General features: G+C 47.9%; 18 protein-coding genes. 2 read left to right on the plus strand and 16 right to left on the minus strand.

The annotated features are described in order from the left end of the window. Positions 1–142: 142 nt before the first annotated feature. The 7 genes from DXT99_RS01845 to DXT99_RS01875 form a co-directional block, all read right to left on the minus strand. On the minus strand, positions 143–1,507 hold the full coding sequence (locus tag DXT99_RS01845) for a GntP family permease (protein WP_246000401.1): 1,365 nt from the start codon (positions 1,505–1,507) through the stop codon (positions 143–145). A 1-nt stretch (position 1,508) separates the two neighbouring features. Next, positions 1,509–2,657, minus strand: coding sequence for a galactonate dehydratase (gene dgoD, locus DXT99_RS01850; RefSeq protein ID WP_115563821.1), 1,149 nt, complete (start codon positions 2,655–2,657; stop codon positions 1,509–1,511). A gap of 590 nt (positions 2,658–3,247) precedes the next feature. Next, a complete protein-coding gene (locus DXT99_RS01855) occupies positions 3,248–3,901 on the minus strand; it encodes a bifunctional 4-hydroxy-2-oxoglutarate aldolase/2-dehydro-3-deoxy-phosphogluconate aldolase (protein WP_115563822.1) in 654 nt (217 codons plus the stop codon). Beyond that, positions 3,898–4,884, minus strand: coding sequence for a 2-dehydro-3-deoxygalactonokinase (locus DXT99_RS01860; RefSeq protein WP_115563823.1), 987 nt, complete (start codon positions 4,882–4,884; stop codon positions 3,898–3,900). Before DXT99_RS01860 ends, DXT99_RS01855 begins: the two co-directional genes overlap by 4 nt. 57 nt (positions 4,885–4,941) lie before the next feature. Next, a complete protein-coding gene (locus tag DXT99_RS01865) occupies positions 4,942–5,967 on the minus strand; it encodes an alcohol dehydrogenase catalytic domain-containing protein (protein WP_115563824.1) in 1,026 nt (341 codons plus the stop codon). A gap of 115 nt (positions 5,968–6,082) precedes the next feature. Next, positions 6,083–7,339, minus strand: coding sequence for an FAD-binding protein (locus DXT99_RS01870; protein ID WP_115563870.1), 1,257 nt, complete (start codon positions 7,337–7,339; stop codon positions 6,083–6,085). Between the two features lie 120 nt (positions 7,340–7,459). After that, positions 7,460–7,960 carry a DUF2721 domain-containing protein gene (locus DXT99_RS01875; RefSeq protein ID WP_115563825.1) on the minus strand — a complete coding sequence of 167 codons (501 nt, stop codon included), beginning with the start codon at positions 7,958–7,960 and terminating at the stop codon, positions 7,460–7,462. Positions 7,961–8,298: 338 nt separating this feature from the next. On the opposite strand from DXT99_RS01875, the gene DXT99_RS01880 reads away from it, so the two are divergent. Then, a complete protein-coding gene (locus DXT99_RS01880) occupies positions 8,299–9,423 on the plus strand; it encodes an MBL fold metallo-hydrolase (protein ID WP_115563826.1) in 1,125 nt (374 codons plus the stop codon). Between the two features lie 259 nt (positions 9,424–9,682). Here DXT99_RS01880 and DXT99_RS01885 read toward each other — a convergent pair whose 3' ends face one another. From DXT99_RS01885 to DXT99_RS01900, 5 genes are all read right to left on the minus strand, one after another. Beyond that, positions 9,683–10,060 carry an endonuclease domain-containing protein gene (locus DXT99_RS01885; RefSeq protein ID WP_115563871.1) on the minus strand — a complete coding sequence of 126 codons (378 nt, stop codon included), beginning with the start codon at positions 10,058–10,060 and terminating at the stop codon, positions 9,683–9,685. A gap of 367 nt (positions 10,061–10,427) precedes the next feature. Continuing rightward, positions 10,428–11,255, minus strand: a complete 828-nt coding sequence (locus tag DXT99_RS01890; RefSeq protein ID WP_115563827.1) for a hypothetical protein — start codon at positions 11,253–11,255, stop codon at positions 10,428–10,430. Then, a complete protein-coding gene (locus DXT99_RS26935; RefSeq protein ID WP_181884998.1) occupies positions 11,252–11,428 on the minus strand; it encodes a hypothetical protein in 177 nt (58 codons plus the stop codon). Before DXT99_RS26935 ends, DXT99_RS01890 begins: the two co-directional genes overlap by 4 nt. After that, positions 11,428–12,513, minus strand: a complete 1,086-nt coding sequence (locus tag DXT99_RS01895; protein ID WP_115563828.1) for a toxic anion resistance protein — start codon at positions 12,511–12,513, stop codon at positions 11,428–11,430. The genes DXT99_RS26935 and DXT99_RS01895 overlap by 1 nt, the downstream gene beginning before the upstream one ends. 5 nt (positions 12,514–12,518) lie before the next feature. After that, positions 12,519–12,959 carry a hypothetical protein gene (locus DXT99_RS01900; RefSeq protein ID WP_115563829.1) on the minus strand — a complete coding sequence of 147 codons (441 nt, stop codon included), beginning with the start codon at positions 12,957–12,959 and terminating at the stop codon, positions 12,519–12,521. A 605-nt stretch (positions 12,960–13,564) separates the two neighbouring features. Here DXT99_RS01900 and DXT99_RS01905 point away from each other — a divergent pair. Further along, on the plus strand, positions 13,565–14,401 hold the full coding sequence (locus tag DXT99_RS01905) for an Rpn family recombination-promoting nuclease/putative transposase (RefSeq protein ID WP_115563830.1): 837 nt from the start codon (positions 13,565–13,567) through the stop codon (positions 14,399–14,401). Between the two features lie 311 nt (positions 14,402–14,712). On the opposite strand, the gene DXT99_RS01910 is transcribed toward DXT99_RS01905, so the two are convergent. The 4 genes from DXT99_RS01910 to DXT99_RS01925 all read right to left on the minus strand — a co-directional run bounded on the left by DXT99_RS01910 (position 14,713) and on the right by DXT99_RS01925 (position 19,199). Then, positions 14,713–15,384: a porin family protein gene (locus DXT99_RS01910; protein WP_246000402.1), complete on the minus strand. Its 672-nt coding sequence runs from the start codon at positions 15,382–15,384 to the stop codon at positions 14,713–14,715. Positions 15,385–15,834: 450 nt separating this feature from the next. Continuing rightward, a complete protein-coding gene (locus DXT99_RS01915) occupies positions 15,835–16,680 on the minus strand; it encodes a hypothetical protein (protein ID WP_246000403.1) in 846 nt (281 codons plus the stop codon). Positions 16,681–16,943: 263 nt separating this feature from the next. Beyond that, entirely contained in the window at positions 16,944–18,119 is a 1,176-nt protein-coding gene (locus DXT99_RS01920; protein WP_115563874.1) for a serine hydrolase domain-containing protein, read from the minus strand. Between the two features lie 186 nt (positions 18,120–18,305). Further along, entirely contained in the window at positions 18,306–19,199 is an 894-nt protein-coding gene (locus DXT99_RS01925) for a Rieske 2Fe-2S domain-containing protein (RefSeq protein WP_115563831.1), read from the minus strand. Between the last annotated feature and the right edge of the window lie 253 nt (positions 19,200–19,452).

A 19,452-nucleotide genomic window follows, 5' to 3' on the forward strand; every position in this document is an offset into this window, starting at 1 on the left:
TTTATGTAGCGTACGGGAAATTTTGACTCACCTATGATTTATGCTTTACGCATTATTTCAGATAAACTCCCGTTGCACCTGCACTGCAGGATTCATATAATAGCCTTCATTCATCTATTTCTCTCTGTAAAGGCCTTTTATCTCAGTCTATAAAAAATGAAACCAACAGAATAAAAATAAAAGCTGATATGGAGATGATCGTTTCCATGACTGTCCAGGACTGCAGCGTTTCTTTTTCGGTTAGACCAAGGTACTTTTTCACCAGCCAGAAACCGCTGTCATTCACATGCGACAAGATGGTGGCTCCTGCTGCCACTGCCAAACAGATAAGGGCTTTCATCGGATCAGAGATATTCAGTTGCACGATAATGGGAGCCATCATACCAGCAGACGTAATCATGGCCACCGTGGCCGAACCCTGTATAACCCGGATAATCACCGCCAACACATAGGCCATGAAGAGTGGCGCTACATTGTAGGTGATAAACAGTTGCGCCAGCGCTTCCCCGGCACCACTTTCTATCAGTATCTCCTTGTACATACCCCCGGCACCCGTTATCAGGATAATTAAACCGGCAGGCGCCAGAGCCCTGTCAGAAAACTCCAGTAGCTGCTTCGCTTTGTATCCTTTTCTGATTCCCAGAAAGTAGGCGGCTACAAGCGTGGCAATGGTCAGGGCGGCAAAAGGATGTCCTAAGAATTGAAACAGGGACACCCAGTAATTCTCCCCGGACAACTCTCCCATCCCCACCACCATGTCAAGGGAAGTGGCAATTAGGATGAGGAACAGAGGCAGGACGATGATAAACAGGATCATCCAGAAATCCTTGCGGCTTGCCAGCACCTTGTCTGTGTTATACTCCACAAAATCCGGCGGCCCTACCATAATCTTCTTACTGATATAGTTGCCAAAAAGTGGACCTGCTACAACAGCAGCCGGCAAACCCACCACTATTCCAAAACCAATCACCCAGCCAAGCGGGGCATTCAGAATTTCCGCCACGGCCACCGGGCCCGGTGTCGGGGGAATAAAGGAGTGGGTAACCGCCATGCCAGCCAGCAAGGGTATGGCAAACTTTAAAAGCGACAGGCCTGATTTTTTGGCGAGTGCATACACAATGGGGACTAGAATGATAAAGCCCACATCCAGAAATACCGGAATAGAAACGATAAACCCGGTAAACATGAGGGCCCAGGAGGTTCTGCTTTCTCCAAAGGCTTTGATGATATAGTGCGCCAGCGTTTCAGCGCCACCGGATACTTCGAGTAATTTCCCCAGTATAGCGCCTAAGCCAACTACTATAGCAATGAACCCCAGGATGTTGCCCATCCCAGTCTGAAGGCTCCGAATGAGCTCCATAAAGGGCATTCCGGCTGCCAGTCCTACAAAAGCACTGGCCAGTAGTAAAGAGATAAAGGCATGGATTTTCAGGCGCATTACCAGCACCAGCAGCAGCAGAATTGAAAGTACGGTAATGATTAAGAGGTAGGTCGTTTCATCCATCATATTACCATTCTGCTATACTTCCATCAGAGTGTCTCCACAACGGGTTTTTCCAGTTGTGACCAATTGCTGCCATTTTTCTGACATGCGCCTCGTTTACTTCTATTCCAAGTCCGGGGCCATCCGGAATGTTGACATAGCCCTCGTGGTAGGCGAAAACCGTTTGGTCCACGAGGTAGTCGAGCAGGTCGCTGCCCTGGTTATAATGGATTCCCAGGCTTTGTTCCTGTATAAAAGCATTATGGCAGGTGGCATCTACCTGTAAGCAGGCTGCCAATGCAATAGGGCCCAGCGGACAATGAGGGGCTACCGCCACATCAAAGGCTTCTGCCATGGAAAAGATTTTCTTGCATTCTGTGATGCCCCCAGCATGCGACAAATCAGGCTGGATGATATCCACGTACCCTTCCTTCAGCAAAGTTTTAAACTGCCACTTCGAGAACATCCTTTCCCCGGTGGCAATCGGAATAGAAACATGATTCGCTATCTCCCGAAGTGCTTCATTATTCTCAGGCAATACTGGTTCTTCTATAAACATGGGGCGGTACGGCTCAAGTGCTTTCGCCAGTATTTTGGCCATCGGCTTGTGCACCCGACCATGAAAGTCAATTCCTATACCCACCGCCGGGCCAACTGCTTCTCTAACGGCCTCGATACGGGCGATGGCGAGATCTATTTTATCATAGGAATCCACATACTGAAGTTCCTCGGTCGCATTCATTTTAACGGCTTTAAAGCCCTTGGCCACCATTTCTTTCGCTGCGCTTCCTACGTCTGCCGGGCGGTCTCCCCCAATCCAGGAATAGACCTTCATGGTGTCCCGGGCCTTGCCTCCTATCAATTGATAGACCGGAGCATTGTAGTACTTGCCTTTTATATCCCACAGTGCCTGGTCTATTCCGGCAATCGCACTCATTAGAATGGGTCCGCCCCGGTAGAATCCTGCCCTGTACATTACATTCCAATGGTCTTCGATGTGCATCGGGTCCTTCCCTACCAGGTATTCCATCAGTTCCTCCACCGCTGTCTTCACGGTTGCCGCTTTTCCTTCTATTACAGGTTCGCCCCAGCCAACGATTCCTTCATCTGTCTCAATCTTCAAAAACAACCAGCGCGGCGGCACCTGGAATAATTCGTAGCTTTTAATTTTCATTAGTTTCTTTGCTTGTTGATGGAGTCATAAATATCAGGTAATCATACTTGTATTGATAATCTGAAAATTAGTTCAGGGAATATTTGTCTAAGCTGCCGTAGATTTAGTTCATCCAGCGGCATCTCACCTACTGTTCCATTGTTTCTCTCTGAGCTCTCAAGGCCGAGAGGCCTCGTCTTCGGGCATCGCGCTGTGCATTTGAAGCTGCCGGGGGTAGGGGCCCTCTTTAGCTCTGCTCCGGCTGCCTCGCTGTCGCTCAGCACCGCATCAAATACAAGGCGCTCAACCCAAAGACTGGAATCTGTTTCACTTCGTGCTAATGCCTAAAATTTAGAATTATCAGTCAATTAAGCCATTTTCAAATTCTGATGTAGCTCAAACTATGAAGCTCAAAAGCTTGCCAGGTGCACCATTTGACAATTCGATGTTTGAGCGTTCAGCGAGTTTCGAATTGTCTTGATTCTTTTGCTTACTTTTCTCATCAAGGAGAAAAGTGAGGCCCCGCCGGCGAGGCGAAAAGCTTAGAAGAACCTTAAATTTAAAATTATAAACAGCCTGATCTACGAAGCTAAACTAAACAGCTGCTCAAATCAGGCATGTTGTTGTTTATAAGAATGGTACTTCTCCACAAACTCAGACAAATGTTTACTTAGCTCTTCCCACTGCTCTTTCTCAACAAGTGCTTTAGGAATCAGTTGACTTCCCATGCCCAAGCCACTGGCTCCAGCTTCTAAAAATTCTGCAAAATTATCATGGCTGATGCCGCCGGTTGGCAGCAACTTTATTTGATTGAGTGGCGCCAACACCTCTTTTATATAGCGGGCACCCAACTGGCCAGCCGGAAATACTTTCACCATGCTTGCTCCCAACTCCCAGGCCCGGTATATTTCTGTGGGTGTATAGGCTCCAGCAAATACCGGCACATTGCGCGCTACACATGCCTTGATAACTTCCTCATTCAGGATTGGCGTTACGATGAATTGTGCCCCGGCTAAAAGTGCCTTATCCAGATCTCCCAGGGTACAGACGGTGCCTGCACCGATGTTTAACCGGTCTCCATAGGTTTTAACCAGCGAGGATATCGCTTCTGTAGCACCCGCTGAATTCATGGTCACTTCTATCGTAGTCAATCCGGCATCCAGGTAAACGGCAAACAGCTTTTGCAGATGTTGTGACGGCACATTTCTTAATATTCCTACTACCGGAATCTTGTCAAAAGCTTCCCAGGAAAAGGATGATTTCATAGTTTGCGGGTAAATTGCTTGTATATTTTTAACTGCCCCCTCACGACTGCCTCATCCGTCCACTCATCGGGAAAGACATGTGCTTTTTCTTTCAGGCCTAAAGTTTCCAAGGCTGTTTCGTAACTCAACCTGAGACCGGAATCACTGCAGACAGACACCTGCGCATAATCTGAAGGCTTTATTCCATCCAGTTCCGCTCCGATTAGCAATCCGCTTAAGTAATGGTAGTTTTCTTTTTTTGTGAGTTTCTCAAAGAGATCATTCGTTCTGACCCGAAAAGCCATATGCAGCAAATTAGCACCTTTGGCATCCCGAACACCTTCTTTAAAACTTTGCAGGGCATTAGGAGTCTGCAGATCATCATTCCATTCTACTACTCCTTTCAATATACTTTGCTTCGACAAAAGCGCAAAGAATTCACCTGTCATATAGGTTTTAAAATCTATGACCTGTTTGCCTTTGACCACAATATGCTTGGAATGTGTTCCAGGGAAAATATAAAGTACTTGGCCTTCTACAGCAGTACTGTCCCTGATGGTACCGATGAGCTGCGTTTCCTCGCCCCGCATCACGTCCACTTCACTTTTAACCCCGGAAATCAGCAGCACAGGATGTGCAAAATTGGCGCTTACTTCAAAATAAGCTGCTTCAATATCACTTCCATCTATGCTGAAAGGCAGGTTTCGGTAAGGCAGTTCAGCCATGCCAATGGAGGAGGAAGCCATTCCGGAGATAACCAGCGGAACACCTTTTAAACTGATATTTTGGTCTTGTTCAATCTCAGAAATGTGCTCCTGTATGATGCGCAGGTAGAAAAGCAATCGCTGCTCCGGGTCTTCCTTTTTCCTGTCGTCTAAATTGTTAAAGGTGGCGGCAATACCTCTATCAGCTTTCCTGAATGCGATTATATCTGCACTCTCAGCGTCTACAAGCCGTAACCTAAAGGATGAAGTGCCCCAGTCGCAACTCAGGAAATGAACCATAAGCAAAACTTTGTAAGCCTAATAATAAGAAAAATTGATGCGATAACAAAAGCCGGCTTAGCTTAACTTCACGACCACCTTCCCTATCGTTTTGCCCTGCTGAAACAGGTGAATGGCTTCATGCATTGCCTCAAAGTCGTAGACATGGCCAATATGCTGTGGCTTCAGATGCAGCGCCTGCAGCCCGCTGAGCATGTCATGCATCATATCCGTCTGTTCATAAAGGTAAATGAGGTTAAAACCCATGAGCGATTTGTTCTGGGTGGGCAAACGCAGGGGGTCTATTTTGGGCCGCCTCAGGAACTTCCAGATAAGCTTTGGGTAATTGGGTTTTGCCCCATGGCTGGCAAAGCTGGCGTTACCGTACACCACCATACGTCCCATAGGGGCCATTGCCTTCCAGCCTTGCTCCAGAATTTCACCGCCAATGCATTCCATTATCAGAAGTAGCGAACGGTTTCCGAGTGCATTTTTCAGCTTATCATAAAATAGACTGTCCCGGAGAATGACAGCATCATAGGATTCTTCGTTCTGCAGGAAATCAACTTTGTTCGCCTGACCGACGCTACCAATGGTATAGGCCCCTACTTTTTTACAAATGCGGTTCGCCAGAATTCCTACTCCACCTGCAGCACTGTGGATGAGCACCGTCATTTCTTCTTGAAGGTTACCTAATTCTGTGAGGGCATAGTAGGCTGTGAGTCCCTGCACCAGGAAACCTGCCCCTTCTTCAAAGCTCCAATCGGCAGGCAGGGGAAGCACATAGCGGTGATGGATGTTGATGTGCGAAACATAGCCCCCAAATTTAGTGGCCCCCATCACTTTGTCACCCACTTTCCACTCTTCCACCTCATCGCCTACTGCTGTAATTTCCCCTGAAAACTCTAATCCTGGGATGAAAGAACCTGCAGGTGTGGCGCTGTAGAGGCCCTGCATAGCGAAGATGTCTGCGAAGTTGAGCCCGACCGCCTTCACTTTCACGCACACTTCATTGGCTTTTGGCTGTCCTAATTGTTCCGTCAGCAGTTTCAGATCATTGATTGAACCAGCTTTCGGCATGCGGTATACCTGGCGTTCGAGCATAAGCGATACTAGTGTTGGTTATCTATAGCAGAACGTGTTGGTGCGGGTTATGTTCCTGGCTTCGCAGTTAAGAGAGGGGTGATGACCGGCTGATGCTGTTCTATCTACAAACGAATCAGCTGTAAAGATTATCTGCTAAAAACTCATTGCGAAATTTTCCTTCCGGATCGTATTGATGAACCAACTGCTTAAAATCAGCCAGCTTAGGGAAGCGGGACTGTAGAACAGCTGGAGCCATGGTAAATAACTTCCCCCAGTGCGGCTTTGCATTGTACGGGGCCAGTTTTTCTTCTATCAGCGGAAGCAAGGCTTTCACAGCATGCCACTCCTGCTTCCAGGTAAAATGAAAAGCCACGCAGGCTTTCTTATAGCAAGGGCTCATCCAGAGATCATCCGCAGCAATGGCCCTTATCTCCGAAACAAACAGGTAAGGGGAGACTTTTTCGTGCAGTTGCTCTATTGCCATCATCGCCTCGTATCCCTGCTCTAACGGCACAAAATACTCCGACTGCAGTTCAGCACCCGCGCTTGGCTGAAAACCCATCTTAAAATGCGGCAGCCGTTCATGCCAAAACCCGGAGATACCCATTTGCTCTGTCGCATGCTCCGCCGATAGTTCTTCCAGGGGATGCATGTGCTGTGTGGCAAGCGTAGCGGTATAAAATTCAGGCGCTACTGCCGGGTCACTTTCATCGGCAACACTTTTTACCCATACCTGGTTGATGCTTTTATTTTTCCAGGTAGTGAACAGGCTCACACTATAGCCACTGGACATAATGGCGGTGAAGTTCTTTTCCAGTTCCCCCATTGGCAGATTCCGGTACACCACCTGCTTGATGTTAAAAGTAGGCTGAAGGTCGAGCGTTATTTTTGTCACGATGCCCAGTGCCCCCAGGCTGACAACAGCACCTTTAAAAACCTCTCCATCTTTTTCTTTTGATAGCTGGACTATATCTCCGTCAGCATTAACCAACTCCATGGCAGAAACAGCCGTTGCCAGGTTACCATTGCTTACTCCGGAACCATGTGTAGCCGTAGCACAGGCACCCACAATGGATATATGTGGCAGAGAAGCCAGGTTTGGCAGCGCATAGCCTTTCTCATGCAGGTATGGCGCAAGTTCGCCGTAGCGCATGCCACCCTCTACCGTTATAGAATGCGCAGTTGTATCTAAGGATACAACATTGTTCAAAGCGTTCAGCGAAATCTGGTGCTCTGTGTTGTCAGCTATCCTGTTAAAAGAATGCCGGGAGCCAAGTGCTTTGATTTTGCTGCATTTCTTTACGGTTTCCTGTACCTGCGCAACAGTTGCGGGATAATGAACACTTTCTGTCCTGTAGCTTATGTTTCCGGCCCAATTAATATTATTCATAGCATTCGTATTTGCCTGGTTGGCATTCACAATTATAAAATGTAAAGGTATTGCAATGGAGCTAAAAAGTTTCTGTTTATTACAAAACCACCTCTTAGCTTCAGCGCTTGTGTCTCTGCTTTACACTTCCCCTTTATTTGCAGTATCAGGCAAATCTTCGCTGTAGTTTTTTACCAGGTAGTCCATTTCGATATCGATGGCACCCAGGGCTATGCGTGTTTCTACAATGAGTAAGATAGTGGCATAAAACAGAAAGCCTGCGCCCACTAAACCCAGCATAACAGGCACCCAGACGACTAAGATGCCGAATACTTCTAGCAGACCAATGGATAAGGTGGTGGCCACAAAAATGGACAGCGCGATGTAAAGCAGGCTCATCACCTGTTGCAATTTCCTGGATCGGCTGGCGGCTCTTTCCAGAAGCTTATAGATCAGCTCCCTTTTAACAGTCGAGTCATTTTGATCTTTATTTAAAACCAATTCCTCGAACTGCTCCGATAACTTGCGGGCACGCTCCACGCTGCGGGCAAGTCGCTGAGAGGTAGTTAAAATGAGTTGTCCTGCCGCCAGAATGAGCACCACTGGGGTGATCATGGCAGTCAGGTCGCTAAGTGTCGGCATACCGTTGCAGATTTTTTATTTTACAAGAACAGGTGTTAAGCATTTTACTATAGGTTAGACCGGAAATGAATGCTGTTGGTTACTTTTTTCTCAGAGATAGCATAGAGCACGTTACGGTTACAGGCTTTACAGGAAGGCCCTGGCATTGATGAAGCCTGGAAATAATAAATTTGAAACTAATCTTCTGCCGAACGGTTATGTACCTTCAGCCTGCCTTATACACTGTCTACACAAAATACACGTAACAAAAGCGCAGGCATACAGGGACTTTATTATTGCCTGTTGGTGCTGCCTGTGGCATTGATAAGACTGACAGAAGGATTAAAACTTAAAATTTGATGAAGAAAAGTATACGGGTCTCTTTGTACGTTCTTGGTTTCATACTCCTGCTGGCTATAGTAGCAGGCTGTTCGTTGCAGAGGCTCTCCCCGCAGTTTGGCGCCGAGGCGAAAGGAGATCGATTAGAGACCATTAAGAGGTCTCCCAATTACTTTGAAGGTGAGTTTCATAACCCGGTCGAAACGAACATGGACATCGGCTTTAAAGGTTATATGAAATTACTATCTTCGAGGCTTTTCGGGGAATCGGATGAACAGCAGCCGGATTATGACCTCCCGGTTCAGAAAATCGATACAAGCAGATTTGATGTTGTTCAGGACACGGCCACTGTCATCACCTGGCTGGGGCATTCTGCTTTCCTGGTAGAGATAGACGGCAAACGTCTGCTCCTGGACCCGATGATGGGCGACAGAGCCTCCCCTTTCAGCTTTATTGGCCCGAAGCGGTTTTCTGAGCTGCCTGTTTCCATTGAGGCCCTGCCCCGTATAGATGCCGTTCTGATATCGCACGACCACTACGACCACCTCGACTATAGCTCCATTCAAAAGCTGTCAGAGAAAACAGGGCACTTTTTCGTGGCGCTCGGTGTGGGGGCGCACCTGGAACGCTGGGGGGTGCCTGCAGCAAAGATAACGGAGATGGATTGGTGGCAGGAAACTTCGTACCAGGGATTAACCTTTGCCTCCACCCCCTCCCGTCATTTCTCCGGCCGCGGGCTCTCCGACAGAATGAAAACGCTCTGGACCTCCTGGGTTATTCTCGGCAACGATGACCGTATCTTCTTTAGCGGCGACTCCGGCTACTTTAACGGCTTCGAACAAATTGGAATGAAGTACGGGCCTTTTGATATCACGCTGATGGAGTGCGGCCAGTACAATGAACTCTGGCCCAACATACACATGATGCCCGAGCAAACCGTGCAGGCGCACATCGACCTGAGAGGGAAACTGCTAATGCCCATCCACTGGGGCGCCTTTACCCTGGCCATGCACAGTTGGACGGACCCTATAGAACGTGCTACCAATAAAGCGGCGGAGCTCCGGGTGCCGGTCACAACTCCCCGTATCGGGGAACCGGTTATCTTACAGTCTAAGGTGCCGCAGCAGGATTGGTGGCGGGAGTGAGATGAAATGTTTCTTATAGTGGCAAGACAAAAGTCTCCCTATGAAAGTCGTGGGCCAATTGATACTACAGGATTCTCCCCTTGAGGGGAGCAAGAGGGGTGTTTACATGTGCAGAGAAATTACAAAAACCGTTTTTCTAGTTGTCTACCTCCGTTACAGACACCCCTTGAGCTACGCTCGCAAGCTACGAACTCGCGTTCTTGCTTGTCCTAAAGGGTATAGTTTTTGAGAAAGAAACGGCCCTTCCCTGGAGGGGTGTTTATTGTTTGTTTTTGTTGTCTTGTATAAAAAATGTTATTTCGCTCAGCACATACATGATTTTCTTCTTCACGTCCATATCATCGAATCTCAAAAAGTGTACATCATAAGCTTCTAGTTCTTTCTGTCTCATAATGTCATAGCTCACTTTGTACTCATGGCTATCTCCATCTACTTCAATTGCTAATTTTAATTCATGGCAATAAAAGTCAACAATGTAATCCAGCATAGGAACCTGCCTGTGAAACTGATAACCAAGTAGCTTCTTGTCTTTAATTTCCTGCCACAGTAACACCTCCGAAAGAGTACTGTTTTTCCTTAGCTCTCGGGCTTTAAGCTTTAGGTCTGGTCGGTAAGGAATTATGCTGTTTCGCTTCATAAAGACATAATATTGTTTTATCCTCTCATACAGAGACATCCCCCTACCCCCTTCAAAGGCAGGGCTGTTTCATTCTCCAAGACTATCTCCTTGAGGACAAGCAAGAACGCGAGTTCGTAGCTTGCGAGCGTAGCTCAAGAGGTTTAAATTTCGGATCTATATTGCCTGATTTACCCTATTTGCGTTCTTTCCACAGGTGTAAACACCCCTCCCGCTCCCCTCAAGGGGAGAATATGCTAGAATGAAACGACCCTACCTTCAAAGGGGGGATTTCTTTGATGGGACTTTCCTTTGTTCCCGTTATTGCTCTTATACTGTGTCATTCGTTCTTTTTCTAAAGCACCCACTGGCACCATAAAACTCTCACTCACCTGCTCTTCCTGTACGTTCGGACCGGGAAGAGGCGGCAGTCTTCGAGGATGAGGGCGTAGGGGGAGCCGTTCCAGTGGATGACCGGGATCATTTCTGCTGGTGGGGAGGTGTTGTGGGTGGGGATGAACACCATGGCGTTGCCGAGGTAGGCGACGCTGTCAATGCCGAACCGCTCGCAAACGTAGTCTATAAAGGTTTCTTTCTCTTCCGGCGAGGAGGTAAAGCCAATCTCATTGGTGACCAGGCCACCGGATATGTTTTCTCTGAGGTAGACTATTTTGGAATAGGTGTTAATGGAGATTTGGGGAACGGTAAGCCCGGGCACTTCTAATTTGGCTTCGTTCAGGTCTGCGAAAGCACGCTCGCTGGTCTCGCGGTTGGCCTGCTGCGCGGCCTTCACCTCTTTCCTGTCTTTCCGGAAGGTGACGGACGCCACTTTGCGGATAACACCGTCCGCTCTGGCTGCGGCCCGTTTAAGGGCAGCAGCCTTGGCATAATGCTGCTGGTGCGCATCCATTATCACCGTGAAGGTATTCAGGAAGTGGTCGGTGTGCTGCAGGTGGAAGAGCTCCAGCTCATGCACCCTTTTCCTGTCTATCAGGTAGCTGTGGATCTCTTTGGTCTTATGGTACACTGCCTCTATCTTGTCTGCATGCGGCGTGGCACTGTACCTGTTATGCAGCTCCTGGAGTGCCGTCAGCCGCTTTTTTGAGTCTTTTATATAGTGTACATCCTTTACCTCTATACCTTCCGGAGTCCCGACAACGGTTCTGTCGCCAGCCGCGCCGTTGAGCCCGAAAAGGGAACGCCAGAAATTCGTCATGTACTAAGTATCTTTTTAAGATGCTGCGTTTCTATCTCGACCTGTATGGCATCAGACGCCCTCAGTTCCTCATAATACCCGTCCAGGTTTTGTATGTACAGATCGAGGAGGTCGTCCTGCTCCGCCGTCAGCACGTTGTTGGAGGCCTTCTTCCGATCTTTTTCGTCTGCCATTATTCTGTCTCAATTTTCTTTGACTTGCCGAACGTGCCGATTATCTTGTTGTTCAGCTCTTCCTGCACCTGCGCGAGTTCTTTCACGGCATCTGCCCGCTTCTTGCTTCCTTCTTCCGATATCTTTAAAACGGCGTCTAAGGTCTCCACCATATCCTTGTTCACCTTTTTCAGGGTATCCACGTCCACGATGCCGCGTTCGTTTTCCTGGGCGGCACTTACCACGTTGGTCTTCAGCAGCTGCGAGTTCTTCAGCAGCATTTCGTTGGTGGTGTCGGTTACCTTTTTCTGTATTTCCAGTGCCTTGCGCTGCTTCTCCAGGCCAAGGGCAATGGCTACCTGCTGGCGCCACACGGGTATCACCGTTACGATGGAATTCTGGATCTTCTGGGCCAGCACATCGTTGGTGGTCTGGATCATGCGGATCTGGGGCATCGACTGGGTGGCGATGGTATGGGAAAGCGTCAGGTCATGTACCTTTTTCTCGAGGCGGTCTTTGAAGGCAATCATGTCGCTGAGGCGCTGCACGATGAGCTCGTCGTTGTCGCTTGCCTCTGCCTCTGCTTTCAGCTTCGGAATTGCCTCATTCTCCAGCTCCTCAATCTTCATTTTACCGGCAGCAATCACGGCCCGCACTTCGTGTATGTATTCCACTGCCTGGTTAAACATCACATCCAGGCTGGTGGAGTCTTTCATGATGCTCTGCCGCGTTTTCTCCAGCTTGATCACTACATCATCCACGTTTTCGGCAATGCTGTTGTACTGGCTGGCCAGGCGCTGCGACCGGTCCTTTATCTTATTCACGAAAGGAAGGCGGGACAGAAAGCCCTTTTTCTCCTCTTCGTCAATCTTAATCATGTTCACCTGTGTCAGCAACTCATTGATGGCGGTACCGGCATCACCGGAATCCTTGGCTTTCACTTTGGTCAGCAGCTCGTTTGAATAATAGCCCAGCTTGCGCTGCGTCTCCACCCCGAAATTGGTCAGGGAATCCGGTTTGGAAAAATCAATGGTCTTAGAGATTTCCACTGCTCTTTGCTGTTGCTGCTCTTTGTTTTCGGCAGCCGAAATATTGGTGTTTTCCATGGTTTTTATTCTTCGGGTTGGTGATTGCGTAGGTTATCCAGAGTGTTAAGGTGCTTTTTTATGTTATCATGACGCTCCGTCGTTTCATACCATTCAATATCGTTTAAAGGGAGGTAATCTCCTAATAATTCCCGCACCTCTTTCAACAGGGCCTCTCCTTTCCTTGTCCTGAATTCCGGATTTTTATAGTAGGCTTCTAGGTACTCCACCTTTACCTGCCCCCCCTGGGTTACAGCCAGCTCCTTCACTTCTATCACCAGTTCCGACGACTTATTCTGCTCCGTTACAAGGGTGCGGTACACACCTTTATTCCCCTGCTCCAGCGCAGCCATGCAAATTTCCCTGGCTTTCTTTATCTCTTTTTGTAAGCGGTGGTTTGGTTTTACATAGTGGCCGATCACGTACCCGAGTAGTGCCGCCACAACAAATGTCCAGAATACTAGCATAGGTAATGGTAAGGTTTAGATTTTACTTTTCTATACGAGGAACGATGTCATCCCGACGAGTTGAGGGCTCATCAGCCTGTTATCCTCAGTAAGCAGTAATTATATACTTAACGCTATTTCCGAGGTTTTCATATCATATTTTGTCTCAGCTTTGCTTTTATCTTACCTGCCGTAGTATTGGCTTATTCAGCTACTCATTAACCACCTTTTCCATCGCTTCTGCCTTTGCGCTCCACGTCCGCGGGGGCGCGTTTTCCCGTTCAGCGCTGTGTAAATAAAGCTGCCGGGGGTAGGGGCCCTCTTTCGCTCCGCTGCAGGCTGCCTCACTTCGTTCGGCACCGCATTATTTACAAGGCGCCTTCCGGGAAAACTGGAATCGTTCTTCCTCCGAACCAACAAGCTGAATTCGACCAGTAGACCAAACTAGAACAGCCTAAAACAATAACAATGGCAATAGCTATCAGCGAATGAAAAAAGCAGACTCCCCGCCTTGGATTCTAAAGTGGGCCCCTGCACCCCCAGGAAGGGTTAGGGGTGGTTTGACCCGGAAAAGCAGAAACATTCAACCTAAAAAAAATTGTATATTTGAGTAAAGGATAATGACAATGACTGAATTTGCAGAAAAATATATTAATCCATTTACCGATTACGGTTTCAAGAAGCTGTTTGGGGAAGAGCCTAATAAAGACTTATTACTGGATTTCTTGAACGTACTTTTAAAAGAAGAGCAAGGGGAGATTAAAGACCTGACTTATCTAAAAGGTGAACAACTTGGAACAGGTGAAGTGGATAGGAAAGCAATTTTTGACCTTTATTGCGAAAATGAGAAAGGTGAAAAGTTCATTGTTGAATTACAAAAGACAAAACAAAATTATTTTAAAGACAGAACTGTCTATTATTCCACCTTTCCCATTCGTGAACAGGCAAAGCGGGCAGACTGGAACTATGAACTGAAGGCTGTTTATACTATAGCAATCCTTGATTTTGTATTTGATGAGGATAAGAATGACCCTGCTAAATTCCGGTATGACATCAAGTTGACAGATACTGAAACAAAGGAGGTGTTCTACAATAAGCTCACATTCATCTACCTGGAAATGCCTAAGTTCAATAAAACGGTAGATGAACTGGAAACAAGATTTGATAAGTGGCTATACGTGATACGAAACCTGAATAGACTTGACAAAGTGCCGGATAAATTGAGAGAAAGGGTTTTCAATAAGCTTTTTGAAACCGCCGAGATAGCAAGGTTCACTCCAGACCAAGTACGTTTTTATGAAGATAGCTTGAAGTATTACCGGGATATGAAAAATTCTTTGGATACGGCAAAGGAAGAAAAAGCTTTAGAAATAGCAAAGGAGTTACTAAAAAATGGAGTTGATTTGGACATAATTTCAAAAGCAACCGGTTTAACTCGGGAACAAATAGAACGAATAAAATAATAGCGAAGTATAACCAAACAAACAGGTTATTCGGCATTAACTGGAAATTCAGGCACCAAACCCTTTAAAAACTTTACAGCAACTGGACACGGAACAACCTTTAAATACCTGACAGTCAGTTCACTAACCTCTACTCGGAGCAGCCATGAGAGCAGTATAGCTATAACAGCATACATAACAATACCCCGTAAGATAAAACAGACTTCCGCACGACAAATCAGCCACAGAAGTAACAACCATAATCAACCCATAAAAAAACCAGCCCTGCCCGAAGGGCAAGGCTGGCTGGTATAACAGGCCTTTATGTTATCTTAGTTACCGGATGGGAAACGTAGACCTAGTGTCAGCATAAACACGGAGTGGCGGGCGTTGGAGAGGTCTCCTTCCATGTAGTTGGAATCATCCTTCACAAAATCAGTGAAAGCACCATTGTAACGTAGGCCAAGGCTGATGCCGTTGCCGGCGGCAAAACCAATGCCGGCGGCATAGCCGATCTCAAAATCAGCAAGGCCTTCTTTGTTCTGCTCGTTTTCGGTGCTGGAGATGAGGTTTCCATTGCCATCATACACTTCCGTCTCGTTGTTCACGCTGAGCAGGTAGCTCAGTTGCGGCCCCAGTTCAAAGTATACCGGACCGGCGTTCACGTGGGCCAGCACAGGCAGATCCAGGTAATTATAGTTCACGCGGCCTTCGCGTCTTCTTTGCTGTAAAAGCAGGTTAGTGTACTCCACCCCACTGCTCTTAAAGCCTTTCCTGGAGTAAAGGAGCTCCGGCTGAATGGAAACGAAATCCTCCACCACCGGTAGGTTTAAAGTCACACCGCCATGAAAGGACACTTTATTCTCAAACATATCTTCGTCACGCAAATCACCGGAAAGGTTCGAGAGGTTAGCCCCTCCCCTTACGCCGAAAGTGGCCTGCGCCTGCGCAGCAGAGAAAGAGCCAATTATCAGGGCGGCTGCAAAAAATAGTTTCTTCATCATAATCGTATTGTATTTGGTTGGGTATTAATCGGCCTGTATACGGGCATATGTATAGGGGAGGACGTAATAAATTGTACCTTTTATGACGGTGTATAACACTAAAACCTTTCATACATTTCACAGTCAACGATTTAGCTGCACTAAATTTTAAAGCATCCCCCACTTACTCAGCACCCGGTAAGGCAACGGATACCCGGAAACGCCATTCCCTGTTATAAAAAAGAAACAGCCGCTTCCCTGTTGAGGTAAAGCGGCTGTTTTCGTTCAGGTAAAAACCAGTTCTTCTTCTATAGCCTGTAAAGGCTGCCTGACTGCTGTAGCCTGTTTAAATTTTACTTATGAAAGCGTCATGCAAAAAAGCTCCAACCAAAAAATGCCAGGCTGCAACTACTAACCGGTATAAAGGTCCCTCCTCAAAGGAGAACATAAGAAATGATTACCTCACGTCCATTATTCATAATTATAGCTATCTATAAAAGCGGGCACGTGCGGGTGTGTCTCCAGCTTCGTGTACCGTTGCTGCGGCATGCCGGATTCGTGGTAAACATAGGTATAGCGTTCAGCATCACGAAAGCCTGGGTTATTTTCAAACAGTTTCACACCCGGCAGGTACATCTCACTTTCGGCGTAAGGCACGGGGTTGGGTTTGTCGTCATAACTGCCCCAGTATATTGTATATAGTGTGCTCAGGTCTTCTAACCTGTTGCTGGACGACCATGCCTGCACAATTTCCGTCAGGTTGCCGTTTGCATCATACTTATATTCCGCAATTCCGAGCCTGCCTTCGTCATAGCGGGCGTAGCTCATAGTGGTCTTTTTCACCAGCTTCTCTCCGCTGTACTCAAAGGTGTAGTGGTAGTTTACCAGGTTCTCCCCGTAATAGCGCTTGGCCTCCACTACTTTATCGCCATCATAAGTATACAGCAGGTAATTCGTGCCGCCCTTAAAATTGAGCCGCACGGGTTTATCGCCTTCATACACCACAGTATAGCCCTGTGTTTGCTGGTCAGAATAGCTCACCTCTACCAGCCGGTTTTGTGTGTCGTAGCGGAAGTTTCTGGTTCCCAGCTGCGTGAGCAGGCTGTTGGTAGTTACAGGCGTAGGCGTGTTGTCGGTGGGTGGCGGCGTAACAGGCGGTGGTGGAGTTGTAGGAGTTGTTGGCGATGGTGTACCTGTAGAAGGTTGACCTGGCGTGGAAGGTAAAATGTTTTCTTTGTCGCAGGAAGAAAGGAAAACGGATAGGCTTAGTCCTGCCAGCAGCACAAAATGGTTTGGTTTCATGATATTAATTTTCATAGGTTTATTTTGACTGATAGACAAAGCCGATACATGAACCGTTGCCTGCTGGAGAAAGTATTTTTTTTAAAACTTAATCTTTTGATTGGGGAAAAGCCGTCTGCACCAGGTGCAGGAAAGCTGACACGGCACAGGCAGCACCGCTGCCATCAGGAATTTCAGGCGCAGTAACAGGCACGTTGCAGGCAAAAAGTACATCCAGGCGTAAGCATATGTTTGCGGCATCGGGCTGCACCACAAAAATAAGCTGACTGTATGCTTTTCTATTTCTGGTTGTAGGGAATATAGTTCTGCCAGTACCAGGGGGTGTAGGTGTCGCCGATGGCGGTTTCGAGCAGCGCTTTAAAAATACTTTCGGCGTTGTCGCTGTTGCTGAGAATGATGATGCCGGTGCCCTGCTCCGGGAAGACGATGGAGTAATGCTGGAAACCGTTGCCATGCCCTTCTTTAAAAGCTCCCGTGCCGTAAGGCGATTGCAGCAGGCCCCAGCCCAGGCCATAGCTTAAGGCAATGGCATCGTTGGCGGTGGTATCGCGCGCACTCAAAGGGCCGAACTGCCTGACAGACCGGAGCCTGATTTGCGGGCTGAACATTTCCTTTGTGGTAGAAGACTTTAACAGCTTGTTCTGAAGCACCGCCTGCGTGAACAGGGTATAATCATCAAGCGTGGTTTCGAGGGTGCTGGCGGACCTGGCCTCGTTGTCCTTGTCCTTCGGGTAAAGCTCCCCCTTTGCATTATGCCCCACCACATAATCCGCATCGAACTGCGGTTGCCAGGTATAAGAAGATTGCTTCATGCCCAAAGGCGTAAAAACCTTTTCCTGCATGAGTGCCTCCAGTTCTTTGCCCGTCATCTTTTCGAGCACCACCTGCAGGTACACCATCCCCTCCCCTGAATAAAGATACTTTGTGCCGGGGCTATGCTTTACTTTTATTTTCTGGTCTTCCTCGAACCACCTCCAGTTGGGGAATCCGCTTGTATGCGCCAGGCACATTCTGGCGGTTATGTCTTGATAGAGCGTGTCATGTGCCAGATCACGGAAGTCGTCGTGCCATTTTTTGGTGGGGGTATAGGTGTAAATGGATTTGGGCAGATAGTCCTGCAGGGGCTTGTCCAGGTCCAGCACTCCCTCCTCTACCAATTTCATCACAAGCACCGCAAACACCGCCTTGCTCAGCGAAGCGCCATAAAAGTTAGTGCTGGTCTTTATCGGCTCCTTTGTATCGAGGCGCTTATAGCCAAAGGTCTTTTTATAGACCGGCTCCTGCTTATTGAATACAGTTATCGCCAATCCGTGAACATCAGCAGCATCCACCAGCGCCTGTATCTTCTGGTCTAAGGCTGTAGCGGTTATTTTACTTCCGTCAAGTTTGGTGATGGTTTGAGCGTGGGTGGTGAGGGGAAGAACAGCAAGAAGAAGGAAGTACAGTTTTTTCATAGTAGCAGGGAATAAAGCAGCAAGCATACTTAAACTTATAACACATGCTCCTTCAATACAAAGAATAACAGGCAATTACCTGAGGCTTCCCAGCGCCAAGGTTTTCTGCGACAGTATCATATTCCTTGTTTCAAGGCTACGCCTGTTGTGCGAAAAGGCTGTTACCTGTCCGCATGAACAATTGCGCTATTTGTTTTCTTTTGCAGGGGTCCGAACCTCAATCTGACCATCTCTTACCCGTACTTCAAACCGGGGCTGCGGCTCTGTTGCCGGGCCATGTACCACGCTGCCGTCTTCCAAAGAAAAAACAGACCCGTGCCACGGACAGCGCACGCGGCCATCGTCAAGCAGATCACCTTCTGAGAGGGGGCCGCCAAGGTGCGAGCACGTATGGGCCAGGGCAAATATCTTCCCGTTCTTTCGGGCAAGAAGCACGGGAACTTCTCCGGCTTTGACACAGCGCATGGAGTTTTCGGCTAATTCATTTTCCGGTAAAACAGAGACAAAATCTTCCGGATATTCTGCAGCCGTAGCCGTGTGATCTACACCTAACTGCTTGCCGAACACAAGGTGCCCTCCCAGGTAGGCACCGAAACTCACCACCCCATACCCCAGCATAGACAGGCCAATAGCAGTTCCGCGGGTATTTTTGCGCCGGCGGAGCAACAGCGATGTGACGTAAAGAGCGGCCGCACCTGCATTCAGCATACCATGCATCATCCCGATTTTCCGCCTTTCCTTCGTCGTGCCGGTCCAGTCGGTAAGGCCTGTTACTGCCGCGCCAACTGCTCCAACCAGACCAACTGCCACAGCGGCGTCGGCACCTGGGGCATATTTTTTCTTCCCCATGAGCTCCATGGTGTCCAGCACGGCAGCCGTCGTCCATGATCCGATGGGAACATCGGTTAGAGCAGGATGCAAGGGGTGGCCAAGCCAGGTACCGTGCAGCGCATCCTTCACCTGCTGACCGGCTTCACCGCCTGCTTCAAAAGCATTGACAACCGCAGGATGTATAGCGTCTCCTGCCGTTTTAAGCCACTCCTGTTTTTCAATGGCATCAATAATTGTGTTCTGCCCCATTTGCTTTATCTCATTAGTATTTGGATTATAAGGTTGTGAACGCAAACAGAGGCAGGAGGTTTAGCATACTACCTCGTAAGTTCCTGAGACTTCGGTTTTTGTAATTTCGCGCTCTGCAGGTATCCAGAGAGGTGTCAGGGAATAATGTCGTGGCGTTTATAATTAAAGTTCTTTTAATATACCGGCTCCTGATTATTGAAAACCGTGATGTACATCCGCGGCATCCATCTGCGACTGTATCTTCTGGTCTAAG

The organism is Pontibacter diazotrophicus, assembly GCF_003367245.1.
Classification (GTDB): domain Bacteria; phylum Bacteroidota; class Bacteroidia; order Cytophagales; family Hymenobacteraceae; genus Pontibacter; species Pontibacter diazotrophicus.

Excerpts from the sequence above, each read along its gene's own strand:
- DXT99_RS01845 (WP_246000401.1), bottom strand. The coding sequence starts at position 1,507 with ATGATGGATGAAACGACCTACCTCTTAATCATTACCGTACTTTCAATT.
- dgoD (WP_115563821.1), bottom strand. The coding sequence starts at position 2,657 with ATGAAAATTAAAAGCTACGAATTATTCCAGGTGCCGCCGCGCTGGTTG.
- DXT99_RS01855 (WP_115563822.1), bottom strand. The coding sequence starts at position 3,901 with ATGAAATCATCCTTTTCCTGGGAAGCTTTTGACAAGATTCCGGTAGTA.
- DXT99_RS01860 (WP_115563823.1), bottom strand. The coding sequence starts at position 4,884 with ATGGTTCATTTCCTGAGTTGCGACTGGGGCACTTCATCCTTTAGGTTA.
- DXT99_RS01865 (WP_115563824.1), bottom strand. The coding sequence starts at position 5,967 with ATGCTCGAACGCCAGGTATACCGCATGCCGAAAGCTGGTTCAATCAAT.
- DXT99_RS01870 (WP_115563870.1), bottom strand. The coding sequence starts at position 7,339 with ATGAATAATATTAATTGGGCCGGAAACATAAGCTACAGGACAGAAAGT.
- DXT99_RS01875 (WP_115563825.1), bottom strand. The coding sequence starts at position 7,960 with ATGCCGACACTTAGCGACCTGACTGCCATGATCACCCCAGTGGTGCTC.
- DXT99_RS01880 (WP_115563826.1), top strand. The coding sequence starts at position 8,299 with ATGAAGAAAAGTATACGGGTCTCTTTGTACGTTCTTGGTTTCATACTC.
- DXT99_RS01885 (WP_115563871.1), bottom strand. The coding sequence starts at position 10,060 with ATGAAGCGAAACAGCATAATTCCTTACCGACCAGACCTAAAGCTTAAA.
- DXT99_RS01890 (WP_115563827.1), bottom strand. The coding sequence starts at position 11,255 with ATGACGAATTTCTGGCGTTCCCTTTTCGGGCTCAACGGCGCGGCTGGC.
- DXT99_RS26935 (WP_181884998.1), bottom strand. The coding sequence starts at position 11,428 with ATGGCAGACGAAAAAGATCGGAAGAAGGCCTCCAACAACGTGCTGACG.
- DXT99_RS01895 (WP_115563828.1), bottom strand. The coding sequence starts at position 12,513 with ATGGAAAACACCAATATTTCGGCTGCCGAAAACAAAGAGCAGCAACAG.
- DXT99_RS01900 (WP_115563829.1), bottom strand. The coding sequence starts at position 12,959 with ATGCTAGTATTCTGGACATTTGTTGTGGCGGCACTACTCGGGTACGTG.
- DXT99_RS01905 (WP_115563830.1), top strand. The coding sequence starts at position 13,565 with ATGACTGAATTTGCAGAAAAATATATTAATCCATTTACCGATTACGGT.
- DXT99_RS01910 (WP_246000402.1), bottom strand. The coding sequence starts at position 15,384 with ATGATGAAGAAACTATTTTTTGCAGCCGCCCTGATAATTGGCTCTTTC.
- DXT99_RS01915 (WP_246000403.1), bottom strand. The coding sequence starts at position 16,680 with ATGAAAATTAATATCATGAAACCAAACCATTTTGTGCTGCTGGCAGGA.
- DXT99_RS01920 (WP_115563874.1), bottom strand. The coding sequence starts at position 18,119 with ATGAAAAAACTGTACTTCCTTCTTCTTGCTGTTCTTCCCCTCACCACC.
- DXT99_RS01925 (WP_115563831.1), bottom strand. The coding sequence starts at position 19,199 with ATGGGGCAGAACACAATTATTGATGCCATTGAAAAACAGGAGTGGCTT.